Here is an 18,973-nt window from a genome sequence, read left to right as displayed (position 1 = left end):
GCAGGAACCGTGCCAGTTTCAGAATGGATGACAAACATGAATTAAATCAACGACATGCCCCAATGGCGGCGCGCCCGCCCGCAGGGCGCGCTAGCCAAAGATTGTTCATTAGCGCAAGCGCGCGCACAATTTTTGTGCAATGCACAAGAATGGCGCGAAAATGATCAGGCTTCAGCGCGGACCAATTTCTGGCCGGCAATGTAGGCGTCGATCTCATCGGGATCGAAGATCTGACCGTCGAAGAAACCGTCGGGACCAAGCACCAGGCTTGCCCCCGCCGAACCGACCGGCGTCGCGGCCTTCAGCGCGCCCTCGACCTTGGCATTGGCGCCGGGCAGCGCCACGCCAAGCGGCTTCAGTGCCGAGCGGTAGAGGTCGGGGCGGTAGCAGTCCCTGGCGATAGCAAGGTTCTCAGGCGTGTGCTCGACATGCCCCCAGCGCACCATCTGCGTGTAAAACCACAGCGCGTGGCTCTTCCAGGGAAAGTTCGCTGCCTTGTCGAAAGGCACGAAGAAATCGTCGATCGCCCACTCCGCGCCGCCGCCCAGATCGAGATGGCCGGTCAGGATCGGCATCTGCACTGCCGGCGGCAGGCCGAGGAAGCCGGGCTGCGCCATCACCGCGGCCAATTCCTGGTGGTTGGCCGGATCCTGGCACCAGCGGGCCGAATGATGCAGGGCGCGCAGCAGCGCCGCCAGCGCATCCGGGTTCTCCTGCGCCCACGCCTTGCGCACACCAACCACCTTCTCCGGGCTATTGCGCCACAGCAGCGCCTTAACGGTGACGATATGGCCGGTGCCGGCGGCGACCGAGGCGCTGTTCCACGGTTCGCCGACGCAATAGCCGTCGATGCGGCCGGCGGCTAAAGCATCGGCCATGAAGGGCGGCGGCACGATGACGATCTCGATCTCTTGGGTCGGATCGACGCCGCAGGCGGCGAGCCAATAGCGCAGCTCGTAATTGTGCCCGGAATGCGGATGCACAACCGCAAAGCGCAGCGGATCGCGGCCGGCCCCTGCCCGCTCCCGGATCAGCGCACGGAGCGCTGCACCCGCGCGCGCCGGGTCGAGGTCTGGCGCGGCGCCATGCGCCGCCATGCCTTGCCAGACGGCGTTGGATACGGTGACGCAATTGCCGCCCAGGCCCAGCGAGAACGGCACGATCGTCTCGGAGGCCAGCGGCGTCAGGCCGAGATTGCAGGCCAAAGGCATCGGCCCCAGCATATGGGCAACGTCGAAATGGCCGATGGCGATGCGGTCGCGGATGTTGGCCCAGGACGTCTCGCGCTGCAGCTTGAGCTCGATGCCCTCGCGCGCGGCAAAGCCCATCTCGCGCGCGGCGACCAGCACGGCGCTGTCGAAGAGCGGCATGAAGCCGGCGGTGATTTCGTGGCCCATGCTCACTCGTCCTCCAGCGGCCCAAGCAACCCGGCGGCAGTCACCAGGCTTTGGGCGATGTCGCTGATCTTGCGGTTCTGGTTCATCGCCGTCTTGCGCAGCAGCGTGTAGGCCGCCTCCTCGCTCAAACCGCGCGACTTCATCAAAATGCCCTTGGCGCGGTCGATGACCTTGCGGCTCTCCAATTCGCTACGCGCCTCCTCCAGCTCGCGCGCCATGCGCGAGAAGGCGTTGAAACGGCTGACCGCCATGTCGAGGATCGGCTTGACGCGCTCTTGCCGCAGACCATCGACGACATAGGCCGACACGCCGGCATCGACCGCCGCCTCGATCGAGGCCTGGTCGGAGCGGTCGACGAACATGGCGATCGGCCGCTTCACCGCGCGCGAGAGCTGGAACATGTTTTCCAGCATGTCGCGGTTCGGGTTTTCGAGATCGATGACGATGACATCAGGTTCGATCTCGGCAATGCGGCGCGCAATGCCGGTGACGTCATGGATGACCGTGACCCGCTCATGGCCAGCCTCCCGCAGCCCGGCCTCAATGATCGAGGCACGGATGCGGTTTTCGTCGATCACCAGAACGGCGAGTGAGGAGCGGACCATGGCTGTATTTTGCTGATGCGAGGAGATTGTGCAATGCGGGATGGGCAAGGTTCGCGGCGCATAGCCGCCCGCTTCGCGCGTTACAGACTGCGCCTGCTGGGGAGTAGGTTAACGATAGACTGCGACTCTGACACCGCGAGTCCCGGTTCGAATCCTAGTTTCTCGAGCCAAGTTTTCCTTAAGCAAATTCAGAAGCTTAGGAAGCGACAGGGGATCTCGCGGGATGCATGATTATCCAATGGATTTGGCTATCTCTCTCGCCACTCTTATCCTTAGATTTTCCGTATCCAGGTTTTCGAAATCGATTAGGTTTGGATGCTTCCTAATCTGATTCAGAAGGGATTTGCGGTCATAATCAGCATATATTTCAAGCATGCGATCATAGAGTCTCAGGCGATCGCCTATGACCCTTTGAGGTCCTTCGGGCTTTCCGAAAATCGCGTTTCCGAATTTCTTGGCCGCTTCTGCCTCCTGGGGTTTGAGGAGCAGTTTGGCGAAGACCTGCTGATTGGTTTGTTCGTCCACCAACACGACCATTGCCTGTTGGTCCAAGGTTGCAATTTCTCGGATTCGGCCGACGCCCTCCGTGCCGTCGCTTCTGGGGTATGGGATTAGCTTTCCAATCCTTAATGTGTCTATCGGCTGGCCCTGATCGTCCAACAACTCATCGGGCACGCCTTCGAAGCTGTTAGGCACTCGCTGTACCAAGGACAAGCAGTCATGCACCCACCGAATGGGACGGTGTATGTCGTGATTGTCCATCGCAGTCTCGATGTCGACGACCCCTTCGCGGAAATTGTCCATGGCAAATCCCATGAGCAAAGCGAAAAAACCTAGATTCGATGCTTCCTCATTGACCAAGTCCTGGTTGTTGGTCACGAAAACGTAGGCCGGAGACGGAGGCCCCCCGTTAACAGTGATTGTTTCGGCGTTCGTAACACCTGCAACGACGACTTGGCGAAGACGATCTACCTCATCCGGATTGATTTCTGCGTCGATCCCTAACTCAAACCAATAAACGGGGTTTGCCAGAGCTTTCTTTGAAGCTTTGTATAGCTTGTCACGTAACCAGCCCTGCAATTCGTCGACAAACGCATCGCTGTTCAAGTCAAACGGGGATTTCCAACTTTTCTTTCGTTTCGCCTCGACTGCGTAGATAAGTCCATTTCGGAATGTCGCAAAGAACTCAGGTTTAGGAGCGCCGCCTGTTTCATCCTCAGCGCCATCGATCCGCGCGCCGGCCAGGGCAAATGCCGACGCCACTAGCGCCTCGTACACGGCGGGTGCGAAATTAACGGGATGTCTCAGCCGGGTTAGGAGGTTTTGCTGCGGCTTATCGTTGTGCTCAAGGAGGTAAAGAGCGTAGGCGAGACGAGTTAAGGCAGACACATTTCCCCTGGGCGGGAGTAATACACCTTCTCCGACTTCCTTTCGTGCTTCACCAAGGCCGTCCAACCAGCTAAAAAGCATATGATCTGCAATCGTTTGAGAGGCATTGGCGCCCCACTCTCGACCGAAAACAGTCATAAGATTATCGATTAGGAAGTCGGATACAAATTGCCAACTAGGCGAATGAACCATCCGCCTCCCAACAACTACAACCCGAACGCCATTGTATAGGGACGTCAGCATTGGCCTACCATAACCTTGCTGACGTTTGCGAAGGATCTCCTCGGCTTCTCTGACCCGCATCAACTCGTTGAGTTGCTGTTCAATTCATTCGTCCATGGTCGCTGAGGTGTTGAAGCGCCCATGACAATGCTTGAACCGCAGCCCGCTCTTGCACGGACAAGGTCCATTTCTCCGCGTCGGAAGGAATCGACTCCAAGTTTTCGAATTCATTGGCGACAAGCTAGCACAGATCGACAAATCCAGCATTTGACTGCGGAACCGCCTCTGCACCTCCAAGATATACTTGCAGCCTTTCGCGAAACGCCGCCTTCAAATAGCAGGGGCGCGGCTAGACCGCGCCCATCACAGCCGGCGCCAAACGCCGGCCCCAACCGCCTCGTGCCTACTCCGCCGCCTCGTACCCCGCGATGCCCTTGATCTCCAGGAAATCCTCCAACCCATACTCAGCATATTCGCGGCCGTTGCCGGACTGCTTGTAACCGCCGAACGGCAGGCCGGCGTCCCAGGTCGGGTAGTTGATGTAGACGTTGCCGGTGCGCATGCGGGCGGCGACTTCGCGAGCCTTCTGGATGTCCTTGGCCTGGATGTAGGAGGCGAGGCCGTAGACGGTGTCGTTGGCGGTATGGATCGCCTCGTCGACGCTGTCATAGGGCATGATCGCCAGCACCGGCCCGAAGATTTCTTCGCGGGCGATGCGCATGTCGTGGGTGACGTCGGCGAAGACGGTCGGCCGGACATAGTAGCCGCGGTTGAGTTCGGCGGGACGGCCGGGGCCGCCGGCGACCAGGGTGGCGCCTTCGTCGATGCCGGCCTGGATCAGGTCCTGGATCTTGTCGAACTGGATCTGGCTGACCACCGGGCCGAGCTTTGATCCGGGCGCATCGGCCGGGCCGACCGTGAATTTTTCCGCCGCCGTCCTGGCGTAAGCGGCCGCTTCGTCGTGGCGGTCGCGCGGCACGAACATGCGGGTTGGCGCGTTGCAGGACTGGCCGCTGTTGCTAAAGCAGCCGGCGACACCCTTGCTGACGGCCTTTTCGAGGTCGACATCGGGGAATAGGATGTTGGCCGACTTGCCGCCCAACTCCTGATGCACGCGCTTGACTGTGTCGGCGGCGGCCTTGGCGACCAGGATGCCGGCGCGGGTCGAGCCCGTGAACGACATCATGTCGACATCCGGGTGGCTGGAGAGCGCCTGGCCGACGCCCGGCCCGTCGCCATTGACGAGGTTGAAGACGCCCTTCGGCACGCCGGCCTCGTCCAGAATCTCGGCGAAGATGATGGCGTCGAGCGGCGCGATTTCCGACGGCTTCAGCACCATGGTGCAGCCGGCGGCAAGTGCGGGACCGACCTTGCAGGTGATCTGGTTCAGCGGCCAGTTCCACGGCGTGATCAGGCCGACGACGCCGATCGGCTCCTTCACCACCAGCGAAGAGCCCCTGATGTGGCGGAACTGAAAACTCTTCAGCACCTCGGCCATCTTCTGCAGGTGCGCGAGGCCGACGCCGACCTGGCTGTCCAGCGCCATCTGGCGCGGCGCGCCCATTTCGCGCGACACGGCAACGGCAAGATCGGCGCTGCGCTTCTTGTAGATGTCGATGATGCGGTTCAACAGGTCGAGCCGCTCGGCGACCTCGGTGAAGCCGAATGTGTTGAAGGCGCGCCTGGCGGCGGCCACCGCCTTGTCGACATCGGCCTTGGAGCCGAGCGAGATCTGCGCGAAGGCGTCTTCGTTCGACGGATCGATGACGTCGAGCGTGTTCGGCACGACCGGATCGACCCAGGCACCATCGATGTAGAACTGCAGATTGTGGGACATGGTTTCCTCCTCGGGGCGGATCTCGATTTTGATTGGGGGATCGTCGTATTTTTCCAGAGATAACGATGCGCGGTCGGCACTGTCAAACGCAAGCGCCAGTCGTTGAGCCAAGCCCGTTCGGCTCGGAGCCAAACAAAACTACGCGAGTGTCTTGCTCATATAGACGGTTATCCCGTTCATGAATTCTTCTTCCCGGTCGATCGCGTAGCCGTGCTTGCGATAGAGCAGCACATTGGCTTCGAACGCGCCATTGGTCAGCAGGCGAAGCTCCGCGCAACCGGCTTCGACCGCCCTGCGCTCGGCTCTGTCGAGCAGAAGCCGGCCGATGCCCCTGCCCTGCGCGTCAGGCGCGACGGCGAGATTCTCGATCCAGATGTGATCCTCATGTCGCATGGTTTCGATCAGGCCGACGATCTCGCCCTTCTCGATGGCAAGGTCGAACCGATGCTCGCGGACGGCCTTGTCGTAGTCGGCCCGCATCGGCAAGGGCTCGCGGCCTATCACCGGCACCCATCTGGCATAGGCGGCGCGCACGATGTCCCTGATGGCGGCTGCATCCGCCGGCTCGGCCGGCCGAAACTGGATGGAAAGATCAGTCATTCAATGCTCCAAAATGCAAAAAACCCGCCGATCCGTTTTGGATGGGCGGGGCTGGGGACGAACAGACCGGATTGTCGACTAGGCGGCCTTCATTCTCGCGCAATCAGCTTGCCGCTCGTGAGAACGGCATCGCTGCGAGTTGGCGGGAAAGGCGAACATTGCGGCAAGCTGGAACAGAAACGGCGAAGCGTCAAGCCGCCTGCCGGGGCGGATAGAGGCAGGAGTGCAGCCCATCGTCCGCAGTCAATTCGACGGCCTCGCAATCGTTCGGAAAAATCGATCGTTGTGATGCGAATAATTCGTTGGAAAGATCGGTAATGGAATGGCATTCCACTGGCGAACCCGCCTGGAGCATTTCCTTGTCTTTCCTGTCGACCACCGCGAACGATCTTCCAAACGGAGCCGCCGTTGAAACGCGCACAGGCGCGGCGGCGGTCAGTTGGGCCGGCGTGGTGCCCGGCATCGTGCTGGTGGCAATGATCACCAGCGTCGCCTACTCGGCCCGCAGCGTTTCAGGCTTTGCTCTGTTCAGCCCGATGATCCTGGCCGTGGTCGCCGGCATGATCTATTCCAATGTGCTCGGCACGCCCGTCCACGCCAAGGCCGGCATCGCCTTTTCGCAGCGCCGTCTGCTGCGCTTCGCCATCGTGCTGCTCGGCTTCCAGCTGACGCTCGGCCAGGTGGCGGCGATCGGCGCCGGCGGCGTCGGCATCGTGGCCGCCACGCTTGGCGCCACCTTCGTCTTCACCGTCACGCTCGGCCGGTTGCTCGGCGTCGACCGCAAGCTAGCGCAGCTGATTGCCGCCGGCACCTCGATCTGCGGCGCCTCGGCCATCGTCGCCACCAACATCGTGACGGACGCGCGCGACGAAGACGTCACCTACGCCGTTGCCGCCATCACGCTGTTCGGCACAATTGCCATGCTCTGCTTTCCGCTACTGGCGCCGGTCTTTGGCCTCGACCAGCACGCGTTCGGCCTGTGGGCGGGCGCCTCGATCCACGAGGTGGCGCAAGTGATCGGCGCCGGCTTCCAGAACGGCACGCAGGCGGGCGAGACGGCAACCGTCGCCAAGCTGACGCGCGTCGCCATGCTGGCACCGATGGTACTCGCGCTCGGCCTGATGGCGCGCCGCGGCAGTGCGGATCCGTCGGCGGCGAAGGCGCCCATGCCGTGGTTCGTCGTGGCGTTCATCGCGGTTGTGGCGCTGAACAGCATGGTTGCAATGCCCGCCGAAATCCATTCGGCGATCGCTCTCGCCACCCAGATCATGCTGACCATGGGGCTCGCCGCCATGGGCCTTCAGGCCGACATCTCGCAGCTGCGCTCGCGCGGCCTGCGCCCGCTGATGCTGGCCTTCTTCGCCTTCCTGTTCGTCGGCGGCTTTAGCCTGATGCTGGTGAAGTTCGTCTAGTCCTCGAAGGAACTCGCCGCGACATAGATCGCCGCGAGCTTCTCGATGCCGGCCTGGTCCTCCTTGTCGAAGCGGCCGGGCGTCGGGCTGTCGAGATCGAGCACGCCGAAGACGCCGTCATTGTCCCTGAGCAGCACGACCAGCTCAGAGCGCGAATCCGCGTCGCAGGCGATGTGGCCGGGAAAGTCGTGCACGTCCTTGACCAGCATCGACATATCCAGATCGACGGCCGTGCCGCAGACACCCTTGCCGACCGCGATGCGCACGCAGGCCGGCTTGCCCTGGAAGGGCCCGAGCACCAGTTCCTCGTCGGACGCCAGGAAATAGAAGCCGGCCCAGTTGAGGTCGGGCACCATCTGGAAGATCAGCGCCGACGTGTTGGCGGCGTTGGCGATCGAGTCGCGCTCGCCCTCGAGAAGCGCCTTCAGCTGGGCGACGAGATCGCGGTAGAACGCTGCCTTGTCGCTGCTGTCGATGGTTTTTGCCGCAAACATGGTCGCTTGTCTCCGTTGCCAGCGGCTGGATACGCCCGCTACAGTTTCTCTGCCACCAATGACGCTGCCGGGAAATACACAATCGTGAACGCCACCCTCGCCAATCGAAAACGTGAGCGCACGCAGCCGTTGGCGGCCGAGGCTCCCCTCACCTTCGCCGTGCTGGTCTTCCCCGGTTTTCCGATGATGGCGTTCAGCTCGCTGATCGAGCCGTTGCGCGCGGCCAATGTGCTGGCCAAGAAGGAATGCTATCGCTGGGTGATCGTTGGCGCCGGCAAGGGTCCGGTCGAAGCCTCGAACGGCGTCGTCATCCAGCCGGGCTTTTTTGCCGGCGATGCACCGAAGGTCGACCGCATCGTCGTTTGCTCCGGCGGCGATGCAGACCATCTCGTCGCCGACGAGGCGTTGAGCTGGATCCGCAAGAGCCTCAGAGGCGGCGCCGATATTGGTGCGGTGGCGGATGCGGCGTTCTTCCTCGCCCGCGCGGGCCTGCTCGACGGCCATGCCTGCACCTTGCACTGGACCAGCCAGGCGGCCTTCACCGAGGCGTTTCCGGACATCGAGCTGAGACGCGATCTCTATGTCATCGACCGCAAGCGTTTTACGTCGGCCGGCGGCGTCGGCAGCCTCGACATGATGCTGGAGATCATCACCCGCGACTACGGCGCCGAGCTCGCCGCCGGCGTTGCCGAATGGTTCGTGCACAGCCCTTTGCGATCGAGTGTGGACCGCAAGCTGATGCCGCTGCGCCTGCGCACCGGCGTGCAGAACGAGCTGGTGCTGTCGGCCATCGCCATCATGGAGGACGCGGTGGAGGAGCGGCTCGGCATGGCGGAATTGGCGACAAGGCTCGGCGTTTCGCCGGACAAGCTCGAGCGGAATTTTCGAACCGAACTCAGCATCTCGCCCAATGGCTACTACCGGCGCCTCAGGCTGAAGCGCGCCGCCGACCTGCTGGCGCACTCCACCCTGATGGTGCGCGACGTGGCTTTAGCCTGCGGCTTTGCCTCGATGTCGAGCTTTGCGCGGGCGTTCAGGGAAGAGCATGGGCATGCGCCGAAGGGGATGCGGCGGCACTAGGGTGCGGCATCCGGCACGACATTTGCGGGATTCCGCACAGCGTTTGCATGACGCATGGCCCATCTTCGCCGCTTCAGGAGGCACCCATGAGCATCGTCGTTTTCGACCCCGACAGCACCGAGGACGTGGACTTCAAGGACCGCATGCGCCACCCGGCCGCGGCCGATCCGGCCGGCGGCATGTGGCTGTCGGACACCGAGCCGTCCTTCATCGATGCGGATGCGTTGCGCAAAGGGCGTCTGGCAAAGCTGCGCGCCTGGATGCGCGAGGCAGGCTATGGCGGTATCGTGCTGTTCGATCCCTACAACCAGCGCTACGCCACCGGCTCGCGCAACATGTTCGGCTATTTCCTGCGCAATTCGACCCGCTATTTCTTCATCCCGACCGAAGGGCCGATCGTGCTGTTCGAATATCCGCAAAGCTACCATGTCTCCATGGTGCTCGACACGATCGACGAGGCGCGTCCTTCCAAGCTGGTCTGGTCCTCCGTCTCGGGCCGCGACGACGAGACCGCCGGCCCGTTCGCCGACGAGATCGCCGAGCTCTTGAAAAAGCACGGCGGCGGCTCGATGAAGCTCGGCCTCGACCGCTGCGGCCATCTGCAAGCGCTGGCGCTTGAAAAGCGCGGCTGCGAGGTCAGGGATTGCCAGGGCGAAATCCTGGCGGTGCGCGCGGTGAAGACGCCGGAGGAAGTGAAATGCCTGCAGGTGTCGATGGCCGGCGCCGAGGCCGCCGTGTCAGCCGTGCGCGAGGCGATAAAACCCGGCGTGTCCGAAAACGACCTGTTCGCCATCATGTACCACGAGGTGATCCGCCAGGGCGGCGAGTTCATCGAGACGCGCCTGCTCACTTCGGGCCAACGCACGAACCCGTGGTTCAACGAGGCGAGCGGCCGCAAGATCAGGCCGGGCGAACTCTTGGCGCTCGATACGGACACGATCGGCTGCTACGGCTATTATTCCGACTTCTCGCGCACCTTCCGCTGCGGGCCGGGCAGACCGACCGATTATCAGAAATCGCTCTACCGCATGGCGCATGACCAGGTTCAGCACAACATCTCGATCGTAAAGCCCGGCATGGCTTTTCGCGAGATCGCCGAAAAGGCGTGGAAGATCCCCGACCGCTTCGTCGACCAGCGCTACACCTCGGTCATGCACGGTGTCGGCATGCATGGCGAGACGCCGTTCATCGCGCATGCCATGGACTACGAGACCTATGGCCGCGACGGCATCATCGTGCCCGGCATGGTGGTCAGCGTCGAAAGCTATATTGGCGAGAAGGGCGGCCGCGAGGGCGTCAAGCTGGAGGACGAGATCCTGATCACCGAGACCGGCACCGAGCTTCTGTCGCGCTTCCCCTATGAGGACGATTTCCTTGACAGGCACGTTTGAATGAAGCGCCCGATCTCGATCAGCAGAGGCACCGTGGCGGCGGTGTTCATCGATCTCCAGGAAGAGCATCGCCAGGACAAGCGCTATCTGGTCGAAGGGTTCGGCGACATCCTCGCCAACGTCCAGCGTCTGCAAGAAGCAGCGCGGCGCAATTTCGTGCCGCTTTATCACTGGGCCTACATCGTCGATCTCGCCAAGGCACGACCGTTCCATCCGGTCGATGCCGATGGCAAGTCGGCCTTCTCCGACAAGGACGATCCGCTCACCGCGATCTGCGCGGAAGTGGCGCCGGCTGCCGGCGAGACGATGCTGGTCAAGACCGAGGCCAGCGCCTTCGGTGGAGGGTCCGCGGCGGACGATTTGAAGTCGCGCGGCATCGAATGGCTGGTGATCGCCGGCGTGTGGACCGAGGCCTGCATCGACGCCACGGTCAGGGATGCGGTGGCGCTCGGCTTTCGCGTGCTGCTGGTCAAGGACGCCTGCGGCAGCGCCAGTGCAGCGATGCACCAGACCGCCATCCTCAACCTCGCCAACCGGCTCTATGGCGGCGCTGTCGCCAACACCGTGGATGCCTGCCGGCTGCTGTCGGGCGACACGGTCAGCGTCTGGCAGGTCGAGGGTTCGGTGCCGCTGCGCTTCACCTATGAGAACGCGGCCGGGCTTTACGACGACCTCTGACGCGAGGATCGGATGCGATGGGCACGGTCCACCACATGACCAGGCGCGGGAAATACGCAAGGCGGCTCGATCCGGCTTTGTGGCTCTATATCGACCGGGTCAATGAGTGGTATCCGCCCGAAATCGCCGAGTTGCCGATCTCCGAGCAAAGGGCGGTCTATGACGCGATGTGCCGGGCCTTCCACCAGGGCCATCCGCCGGGCGTGTCAGCCAGTGACGGCCTGGTCGGTCGCGCCGCTCGCGACATTCCTGTCCGGCGCTACCGGCTCGCCGGCAAGACGCCGCAGGCGATCGTCGTCTACTATCATGGCGGCGGCTTCGTGCTGGGCGGGCTCGACAGCCATGACGACATCTGCGCCGAGATCTGCGCAGCCACCGGGTTCGAGGTGTTTTCTGCCGACTACCGGCTGGCACCGGAGCATCTTCATCCCGCCGCCTTCGACGATGCGCTGGCGGTGTTCGAGTGGGCGGCCGCGACCAGCGCCCTGCCGATCGTGCTGTGCGGCGAGAGCGCCGGCGGCAATCTGGCCGCCGCCGTCGCGCATGCGACGCGCCGCAGCCCGCGCCGCGCGGCCGGACAGGTGCTGATCTATCCCGGCCTCGGCGGCGACGAGACCGGCCGCTCCTACATCGAGCACGCCAATGCGCCGCTTCTTTCGCTCGGCGATATCGATTTCTATCGCCGCATCCGCTCTGCACCCGGACAATCACCCGACGATCCGACCTTTTCGCCGTTGCGCGACGGTGATTTCTCCGGCCTGCCGCCGACCTTCGTCATTACGGCGGAATGCGACCCGCTATCGTCGGACGGCGAGGCCTATCGCGACCGCATCGTTGCCGCCGGCGGCTCGGCCTGGTGGCAGGAGGAGCCGCGCCTCGTGCACAGTTTCTTGCGCGCCCGCAAGGGCGTGCCGCGCGCCGGCGAGGCTTTCCTGGATATCCTCTCGGCCATCGCTTCCGTGACCATGCTGGGCAAGAACAACCAGCCGTCCTGAACGCCATCTCGTTGTCTCGCCGTCCTCGCAGCCCGCTGCGGAACAGCGCACAAGAACTGCGGAAAAGCGAACATTTCCCCGCGTAAGCCCGCCCTATCATCGGCTGAGGCAATGGCGCTCCGGTGAACCGCATCCTCCCCCCGCGTCTGGCGGCAACCGGAGCGACCTGGTCTTGCGTGCATGTCGTTGCCCCAAAACCGCAGCGCACCCTCGGGTCAGGCCCGAAAGCATGCTTTTGGCGACATGCACCAACAGGAGGGAACGACGATGAAGTTCATGCTGACCGACCGAAAGCTGCACCCGCGCGCAAAGCCGATCGCCGACGATTTCAAGAAAGGCGCCATGAATAGGCGCGAGTACCTCGCCCTGATGGCCGGGTTCGGCGTCAGCGCGGCCGGTGCGCTGGCGCTCGGCGGCCTTGCCCCCTCGCCCGCCCGCGCTGAGGAACCGAAAAAGGGCGGCACACTCCGCGTCGCCATGAACGTCAAGGGATTCAAGGATCCGCGCACCTTCGACGGCGTCGAAATGTCGAATGTCGCGCGCCACTGCAACGAATATCTGGTGCGCTGGAACACCGACTTCAGCTTCGAGCCGTGGCTGCTGGAAAGCTGGGAGACCAGCGACGACGCAAAGACACTGACGCTTCATGTGCGCAAGGGCATCACCTGGTCGAACGGTGATACGTTCAACGCCGACGACGTCGTCCACAATCTGACGCGCTGGTGCGACGCCTCGGTCGCCGGCAATTCGGTCGCCGCGCGCATGGGCGCGCTGGTCAATGCCGATACCAAGAAGCCGGTCGACGGCAGCATCGAGAAAGTCGACGACTTCACCGTGAAGCTCAATTTGCCCAAGCCCGACATCTCGCTGATCGCCGGCATGGCAGACTATCCGGCGCTGATCATGCACCGCTCCTATGATGGCGACGGCGACCCGATGAAGGCGCTGGCGATCACCACCGGTCCTTGCGAACTGGTGAAATGGGATGCCGAGACGAGTGCGGAGGTACGCCGCAAGGACAAGCCGTGGTGGAAGGGCGAGTTCCATCTCGACGGCATCACATGGGTCGATTACGGCTCCGATCCCAACGCCATGCTGTCGGCCTTCGAATCCGGCGAGATCGACACCGACCACGAGACCGCCTCCGATGCCGTGTCGCAGACCGAAGACATGGGGCTCGAGAATTCCGAGATCGCCACCGGCTCGACTATCGTGGCGCGCTTCAATGTCGGCAATGCGCCCTATGACGACGCCAAGGTGCGCCGTGCCGCCCAGCTTGCCGTCGACAATTCAGCCGTGCTGAAACTTGGCATCGACGGTCGCGGCAAGCCGGCCGACAACCACCATGTCGGCCCGGTGCACCCCGAATATGCCGATATCGGCCCGGCCAAGCGTGATGTGGATGAGGCGAAGAAGCTGCTCACTGAGGCCGGCAAGGCCGACCACGAGTATGAGTTGATCTCGGTCGATGTCGAATGGCAAAAGAGCACCGGCGATGCGATCGCCGCGCAGATGCGCGAGGCAGGCTTGAAGATCAAGCGCACCGTGCTGCCGGCCGCGACCTTCTGGAACGACTGGAGCAAATACCCGTTCTCCTGCACCGAGTGGCTGGGACGGCCGCTCGGCGTCCAGGTGCTGGCATTGGCCTACAAATCGGGCGCCGCCTGGAACGAAAGTGCCTATGCCAACAAGGAGTTCGACGAACTGCTCGACAGGGCGCTGGCAATGCCCGACGCCAAGGCGCGCAAGGAGATCATGGCCAAGATCGAGCAGAATCTGCGCGACTCCGGCATCATCATCCAGCCTTACTGGCGCTCGGTCTACCGCACCTACCGCAAAGGCGTGCATGGCTGCGAGCAGCACCAGTCGCTCGAGCAGCATTTCGAGAAGGTCTGGCTGGAGAGCTGATCTGTCGATCGGCTGACGCGACCACCTATCGTGGGCGCGTCAGGCGGTGGCCGCCCTGACGACGTCCGGAACCTGCGCGACCGACATCCGCTCGATGATGGTTCGTTGCTTGAACCGTTTCGCCCGGGACGTTTGACCGCTAAGCGGAGGCAGGCGCTCGCCGAATGCCATTTGCCATGCGCGTGAATTTTGGCACAGATTGCGCCTGACTGATCATCAGCGCGAGAAGCATTCAGGCATGGATCATTTCGATCTCGGCACCTACCGGCGCCCCATCTCCACCCGCTCGGCGGAGACGCAGCGCTGGTTCGATATCGGGCTGAACTGGTGCTACGGCTTCAACCACGAGGAAGGCATCAAGTGTTTTGAGAAGGCGCTGGAAACCGATCCTGAATGCGCCTTCGTGCATTGGGGCATCGCCTATGCGGCTGGCCCTTTCTACAATCTGACCTGGAAGGAGCATGGCGAGGCCGAGGCGAACAGGGCGACGAAACTCTGCTTTGATCACATCCAGCTTGCGCGCGCCAATACCGATCAGGCGAGCACAGTCGAAAGGCGGCTGATCGAGGCGCTGGCCTGCCGGTTCCAGAAGCCGCACCGCGTGACGCCAGCGGAATTCGAGCAGTGGGACGATGCCTATGCCGCCGAGATGCGGCGCGTCCATGCCGACTTTCCCGATGACCACGACGTCATGGCGCTGTTTGTCGAAGCGCTGATGATGCGCACGGTGCGGCGTCTGTGGGACCTCAAGACCGGCAAGCCGGCGCCGAACTCGGACGTGCTGGAGGCGCTCGAGGTCTGCGAGCGGTCGATCAGACTCTCAGACGAACGCGGCGTCGCGCAGCATCCGGCGATCGTCCATCTGCACATCCATCTGCTGGAAATGTCGACCATGCCTGAACGCGGCATGCGCTCGGCCGACCTGCTCGGCACGATGTGCCCCGATGCCGGCCACATGAACCATATGCCGGGGCATATTTATGTGCTCTGCGGCGAATACGAAAAAGCAAAACGCGCCAGCGAAAAGGCGGTGCGCGCCAACGACCTCTATCTCGCCTATGCGCAGGAGACTTCCTACTACCTGCTCGGCTGCTGTCACGACCTGCATCTGATGATGTTTTCTTGCATGTTCCTCGGCCAGCACAGGCCGGCGCTGTGGGCGGCCGACAAGGTGCGCAGCCTGGTGACGCGCGACGTCGTCAGCATTCCGGACCGACCGAAGCTCACCCAGACCGTGGAGGGCTACCACGCCATGAAATCGCATGTGCAGGTGCGCTTCGGCCGCTGGCAGGAGATCATCGACGAGCCGATGGTTGAGGAGCCGGACCTCTATGTGCTGACCACCGCCATGCAGCACTACGCCAAGGGCGTCGCGCATGCGACGCTGGGGGATTTCAAGGCAGCCGAACAGGAGCGCGAGCGCTTCCACCTTCATCTGAGCCGCATACCGCCGGAGCGGCGCTTCCTCAGCAACCCGACCCGCGCCTCGCTGGCCGTCGGCGCTGCCCTGCTCGACGGCGAACTAGCCTATCACCAGGGCCGGCATGAGGAGGCCTATGTCCATCTCAGGGAAGCGGTCGAGCTCGACGACAATCTTTCCTACACCGAACCGTGGGCGTGGATGCACCCGCCGCGCCATGCGCTGGCCGCCCTGCTCCTCGACCAGGGTCACGCTGAAGAGGCCGAACAGGTCTATCGTGACGATCTCGGCCTGAGCGGCACGGTCCAGCGCTGCGCCCAGCATCCGGACAATGTCTGGGCGCTGCACGGCTTGGTCGAGTGCCTGAAACGCCGCGGCGACACTGGCGAGCTGCCGCTGCTGCAGGCCAGGCTCGCCACCGCGCAGGACCGAACAGACGTGCCGATCACCTCGTCCTGCCTGTGCCGGACAAGTGTCCAGGCAGGGCATAGCTGCTGCCACTGACGAGCCTGAGGAGGTGTCGTGACTTTCCTGCACCCCTGTGCGCCGCCGCCAATCTCGCGTAGACAATCCTGACCGAACCCGGCCCTGCGAGATGAGAACCCCCATGCGATTGCTGTCAGGTACCCTCTTGCTCGGCCTCGCCGCCGCCAGCCTGTTGCCCGCCCAGGCCAGGGCCGACGATTGCGGCGACGCTGCCGCCCTGGTGCAGCTGGCCTATCCCAAGGCCCAGAAGAGCGCCGACGGCAAATCGTTCACGCTCGAACCCCATACCAGCATCTCCCTGACGCTCCCGGAGGGCGATAATTCATTCGGCCTGGTCTGCAAGATCTGGCCCGCCCATGACGACCTGCTGCTGGTCGCGGTGCCGCTGCTCGACAGTGCAAAACTCAGTGTCGACGAACATGTCGGCGATATCGAGCTTCTGGTGTTTGACGCGAAGAGCCTGCAAGTGCGCCAGCGCCTGCTCCAGCCCGGGCTGATGAACGATGACGCCATCGCCATCCGCGAGATCGCATTCGATACGGGCCGCTACAGGCTGGCGCCCGATGTCACCGCCTTCGGCCTGCGCATCGAAATGGCAAACCATTCGCAGCCCAATCCTTTCAGAGAAACCGACCTGCGGCTCTATGCCTTCGCCAGCGATGGCCTGCGCCTGGTGCTCGACGGCCTCGTCGTGGCCGACTTTGGCGGCGAAGGCGATGCCAGTTGCACCGGATCCTTTCATTCCCGCGAGGTCAGCCTGACGATGCACTCGGCGAGCCACCGCGGCTATCACGACATCACCGTGATCGAGCGGAGGGATACCGACGAGCCCTCTCCCGACAAGGACGGCGAGTGCCAGTCCCATCCCGGCAAGCCTGTGAAGCTGACCTACCGGCTGCGCTATGACGGCAGCCGATACCCGGTCCCGGAGGCGCTCAAGGTCCTGGGGCGGTGAGAAGGTCGCGCTAACTTATTCTCGACCAATCCTAAGCCATTTTCGCCGGCGCCGCCGCCCTCAGCAGCATGCCGAACAGGTCGCGCGGCTCGTCGGGGTCGGCCAGCATGTCGAGTTCCTGGTAGAGGCCGGTCGATGCGAGTTGATCGCGGACATAGCGCAGCGCCGAAAAATCCTCGATGGCGAAGCCGACGGAATCGAACAGGGTGATCTGGCCGGGCTCGCGCCGGCCCTTTGCCACGCCGGTGATGACCTGCCACAGCTCGGTGACCGGATGGTCGGCGGGAAGCTGCTGTATCTCGCCCTCGATACGGGTCTGCGGCGGGTATTCGACGAAAATGTCTGAGCGCAGCAGGATGTCGCGGTGCAGCTCGGTCTTGCCGGGACAATCGCCACCGACCGCGTTGATGTGGACACCGGAGCCGACCATGTTGTCGGTGAGGATGGTGGCGTACTGCTTGTCGGCGGTGACGGTGGTGATGATCTGAGCGCCCTCGACTGCCTCTTGCGCGGTTCCGCAGGCCACCATATCGAAGCCGAGGCCGGCGAGATTGCGGATGCATTTTTCCGTCGCCGCGCGATCAATGTCGAAGAAGCGCAATCTGCGCACGCCGAGCAGCGCCTTGAAGGCCAGCGCCTGGAATTCGGCCTGGGCGCCATTGCCGATCAGCGCCATGCAATCGGCGCCGGCAGGCGCCAGGTGCTTTGCCGCCAGCGCCGACATCGCCGCCGTGCGCAGCGCCGTCAGTATGGTCATTTCCGACAGCAGCACCGGATAGCCATTGTGGACGTCGGCCAGCATGCCGAAAGCGGTCACCGTCTGGCGGCCCTCGCGCATGTTCTTGGGATGGCCGTTGACATATTTGAAGCCATAGACCTCGCCATCGCTGGTCGGCATCAGTTCGATGACGCCCTCGGCGCTGTGCGAGGCGACGCGCGGCGTCTTGTCGAAGGCCTCCCAGCGGCGGAAGTCGTCCTCGATGTAGGCAGCAAGCTCGGTAAGAAAACGCTCGACGCCGATCTTCAGCACCAGCTTCATCATGTGGTCGACGCTGACGAAGGGAACGATGTTGAGATTGGGGATCATGGTCTCGCGTGCTCCCGCCTTTGCCGACGGCAATCAGTCATTACGCTGAGCATTATACGCCTTCATCACGCAAACGAGTGCGGGATCGCGCGCCTCAAGCGCGCCAATCGCGGCGCTGGTGGCCACGAGCAGGCACGGCCTTCAGCCACGTTCGGGCTGAAGGCCGATATGCAGGAGCTTCATGATGTGGTGAGACCCCTCCCCGTCAGGAGAAGATCTCCGCCAGTTCGTCAACGCTGGTGCCTTCCTTGACCTGGCGCAGCTCGACATAGCTGACCGCGGCGGCGACCGACAGCACCATCGACACCACGCTCTGCACCAGCCCCTCCAGGATGGAAGCGACAGTGCCGTGAAAAAGGTAGACAACCACGCCAACCGCCCCCTGGATGACCATGGCGATGATGATCAAAACCAGGAACAGGCCAAATAGCGACCAGCGGCTGCCCTTGGTCAGAGCACGGCTTCGCGACATGGAGCCGAACACGCCGAGCCGCTCCTGGATCAGAACCGGCACCGACACCGACCAGCCGAGCCACAGGATGACGCCGGGCACGATCAAGGCGATCATGGCCAGGCCCGACCCCAGAGCAACGAGGAAACCTATCGCCAGGGTCGGCAGCAGAAAGCGGATGGCGATCTGAAGGCTGTCGCCAAGGGTCGGCCGCTTGCCGTTCAAATCCTCGATGGTGGCCCGCACAAGCGCCGACTGCAGCAGCAGCGCCAGCATGGAGCTTATGACAACGGCAACAACCGTGATCCAGGGGTTGCCAAACGCGAAGGTGGGGTCTGCCGCGGCGCCAGGATCGGTCTGCAAGATCGCTTGCATGCGCGATTCGGTCCAAAGTCGAAAAACAACCGTCGGCACGCCTGAAAACAGCAAAGCCAAACCAACGCAAAGACCGATGTTGCGACCGATTACGGCAAATGTGTTGTTGAATACCCTGCCGAACTGAAATTTCTCCGGCCGTTCCATTGTCGTCGAAGTCATGATGCACCCCCCGTGCTCACCGCCGCGTG

At 63.0% G+C, this 18,973-nt stretch carries 17 protein-coding genes; 8 read left to right on the top strand and 9 right to left on the bottom strand.

Translation table 11 applies throughout. From position 1 onward, the window contains the following. Positions 1–164: 164 nt before the first annotated feature. The 6 genes from A6B35_RS16830 to A6B35_RS16810 all read right to left on the bottom strand — a co-directional run bounded on the left by A6B35_RS16830 (position 165) and on the right by A6B35_RS16810 (position 6,050). Entirely contained in the window at positions 165–1,403 is a 1,239-nt protein-coding gene (locus A6B35_RS16830) for a CmpA/NrtA family ABC transporter substrate-binding protein (protein ID WP_040584011.1), read from the bottom strand. Next, entirely contained in the window at positions 1,400–2,002 is a 603-nt protein-coding gene (locus tag A6B35_RS16825) for an ANTAR domain-containing response regulator (protein WP_006205921.1), read from the bottom strand. Before A6B35_RS16825 ends, A6B35_RS16830 begins: the two co-directional genes overlap by 4 nt. A gap of 231 nt (positions 2,003–2,233) precedes the next feature. Continuing rightward, a complete protein-coding gene (locus A6B35_RS16820) occupies positions 2,234–3,529 on the bottom strand; it encodes a hypothetical protein (protein WP_065518223.1) in 1,296 nt (431 codons plus the stop codon). Positions 3,530–3,718: 189 nt separating this feature from the next. Beyond that, positions 3,719–3,844, bottom strand: coding sequence for an SEC-C metal-binding domain-containing protein (locus A6B35_RS37525; protein WP_425277679.1), 126 nt, complete (start codon positions 3,842–3,844; stop codon positions 3,719–3,721). Positions 3,845–4,016: 172 nt separating this feature from the next. Beyond that, positions 4,017–5,450, bottom strand: coding sequence for an aldehyde dehydrogenase family protein (locus A6B35_RS16815; RefSeq protein ID WP_006205919.1), 1,434 nt, complete (start codon positions 5,448–5,450; stop codon positions 4,017–4,019). Between the two features lie 138 nt (positions 5,451–5,588). Continuing rightward, positions 5,589–6,050: a GNAT family N-acetyltransferase gene (locus tag A6B35_RS16810; protein ID WP_006205918.1), complete on the bottom strand. Its 462-nt coding sequence runs from the start codon at positions 6,048–6,050 to the stop codon at positions 5,589–5,591. A gap of 317 nt (positions 6,051–6,367) precedes the next feature. On the opposite strand from A6B35_RS16810, the gene A6B35_RS16805 reads away from it, so the two are divergent. Further along, positions 6,368–7,462 carry a YeiH family protein gene (locus tag A6B35_RS16805; RefSeq protein WP_006205917.1) on the top strand — a complete coding sequence of 365 codons (1,095 nt, stop codon included), beginning with the start codon at positions 6,368–6,370 and terminating at the stop codon, positions 7,460–7,462. Here A6B35_RS16805 and A6B35_RS16800 read toward each other — a convergent pair. After that, positions 7,459–7,956: a GAF domain-containing protein gene (locus A6B35_RS16800; protein WP_006205916.1), complete on the bottom strand. Its 498-nt coding sequence runs from the start codon at positions 7,954–7,956 to the stop codon at positions 7,459–7,461. The genes A6B35_RS16805 and A6B35_RS16800 overlap by 4 nt on opposite strands. Before the next feature lie 183 nt (positions 7,957–8,139). On the opposite strand from A6B35_RS16800, the gene A6B35_RS16795 reads away from it, so the two are divergent. The 7 genes from A6B35_RS16795 to A6B35_RS16765 all read left to right on the top strand — a co-directional run bounded on the left by A6B35_RS16795 (position 8,140) and on the right by A6B35_RS16765 (position 16,869). Then, positions 8,140–9,036 carry a GlxA family transcriptional regulator gene (locus A6B35_RS16795; protein ID WP_244426110.1) on the top strand — a complete coding sequence of 299 codons (897 nt, stop codon included), beginning with the start codon at positions 8,140–8,142 and terminating at the stop codon, positions 9,034–9,036. Positions 9,037–9,122: 86 nt separating this feature from the next. After that, positions 9,123–10,427 (top strand): M24 family metallopeptidase, encoded by a 1,305-nt coding sequence (locus tag A6B35_RS16790; protein WP_006205914.1) that lies wholly within the window; start codon positions 9,123–9,125, stop codon positions 10,425–10,427. Further along, the gene (locus A6B35_RS16785) at positions 10,428–11,105 is read left to right on the top strand and encodes an isochorismatase family protein (protein ID WP_006205913.1); all 678 of its coding nucleotides are present in this window, start codon (positions 10,428–10,430) and stop codon (positions 11,103–11,105) included. 17 nt (positions 11,106–11,122) lie between these two features. After that, positions 11,123–12,100 carry an alpha/beta hydrolase gene (locus tag A6B35_RS16780; protein WP_006205912.1) on the top strand — a complete coding sequence of 326 codons (978 nt, stop codon included), beginning with the start codon at positions 11,123–11,125 and terminating at the stop codon, positions 12,098–12,100. 267 nt (positions 12,101–12,367) lie between these two features. Next, a complete protein-coding gene (locus A6B35_RS16775; protein ID WP_006205911.1) occupies positions 12,368–14,008 on the top strand; it encodes an ABC transporter substrate-binding protein in 1,641 nt (546 codons plus the stop codon). Between the two features lie 238 nt (positions 14,009–14,246). Next, positions 14,247–15,932 (top strand): tetratricopeptide repeat protein, encoded by a 1,686-nt coding sequence (locus tag A6B35_RS16770; RefSeq protein ID WP_006205909.1) that lies wholly within the window; start codon positions 14,247–14,249, stop codon positions 15,930–15,932. 127 nt (positions 15,933–16,059) lie between these two features. Beyond that, a complete protein-coding gene (locus A6B35_RS16765) occupies positions 16,060–16,869 on the top strand; it encodes a PA3715 family protein (RefSeq protein ID WP_244426106.1) in 810 nt (269 codons plus the stop codon). A gap of 31 nt (positions 16,870–16,900) precedes the next feature. Here A6B35_RS16765 and A6B35_RS16760 read toward each other — a convergent pair whose 3' ends face one another. Together A6B35_RS16760 and A6B35_RS16755 are read right to left on the bottom strand one after the other, a co-directional pair. Beyond that, positions 16,901–17,956, bottom strand: coding sequence for an ornithine cyclodeaminase (locus A6B35_RS16760; RefSeq protein WP_006205907.1), 1,056 nt, complete (start codon positions 17,954–17,956; stop codon positions 16,901–16,903). A 205-nt stretch (positions 17,957–18,161) separates the two neighbouring features. Continuing rightward, complete coding sequence (locus tag A6B35_RS16755) at positions 18,162–18,929, bottom strand: YciC family protein (protein ID WP_006205906.1); 768 nt, start codon at positions 18,927–18,929, stop codon at positions 18,162–18,164. Between the last annotated feature and the right edge of the window lie 44 nt (positions 18,930–18,973).

The sequence above is a fragment of the Mesorhizobium amorphae CCNWGS0123 genome (assembly GCF_001686985.1).
GTDB lineage: Bacteria > Pseudomonadota > Alphaproteobacteria > Rhizobiales > Rhizobiaceae > Mesorhizobium > Mesorhizobium amorphae.
This window is presented reverse-complemented; position numbering and strand designations above follow the sequence as displayed.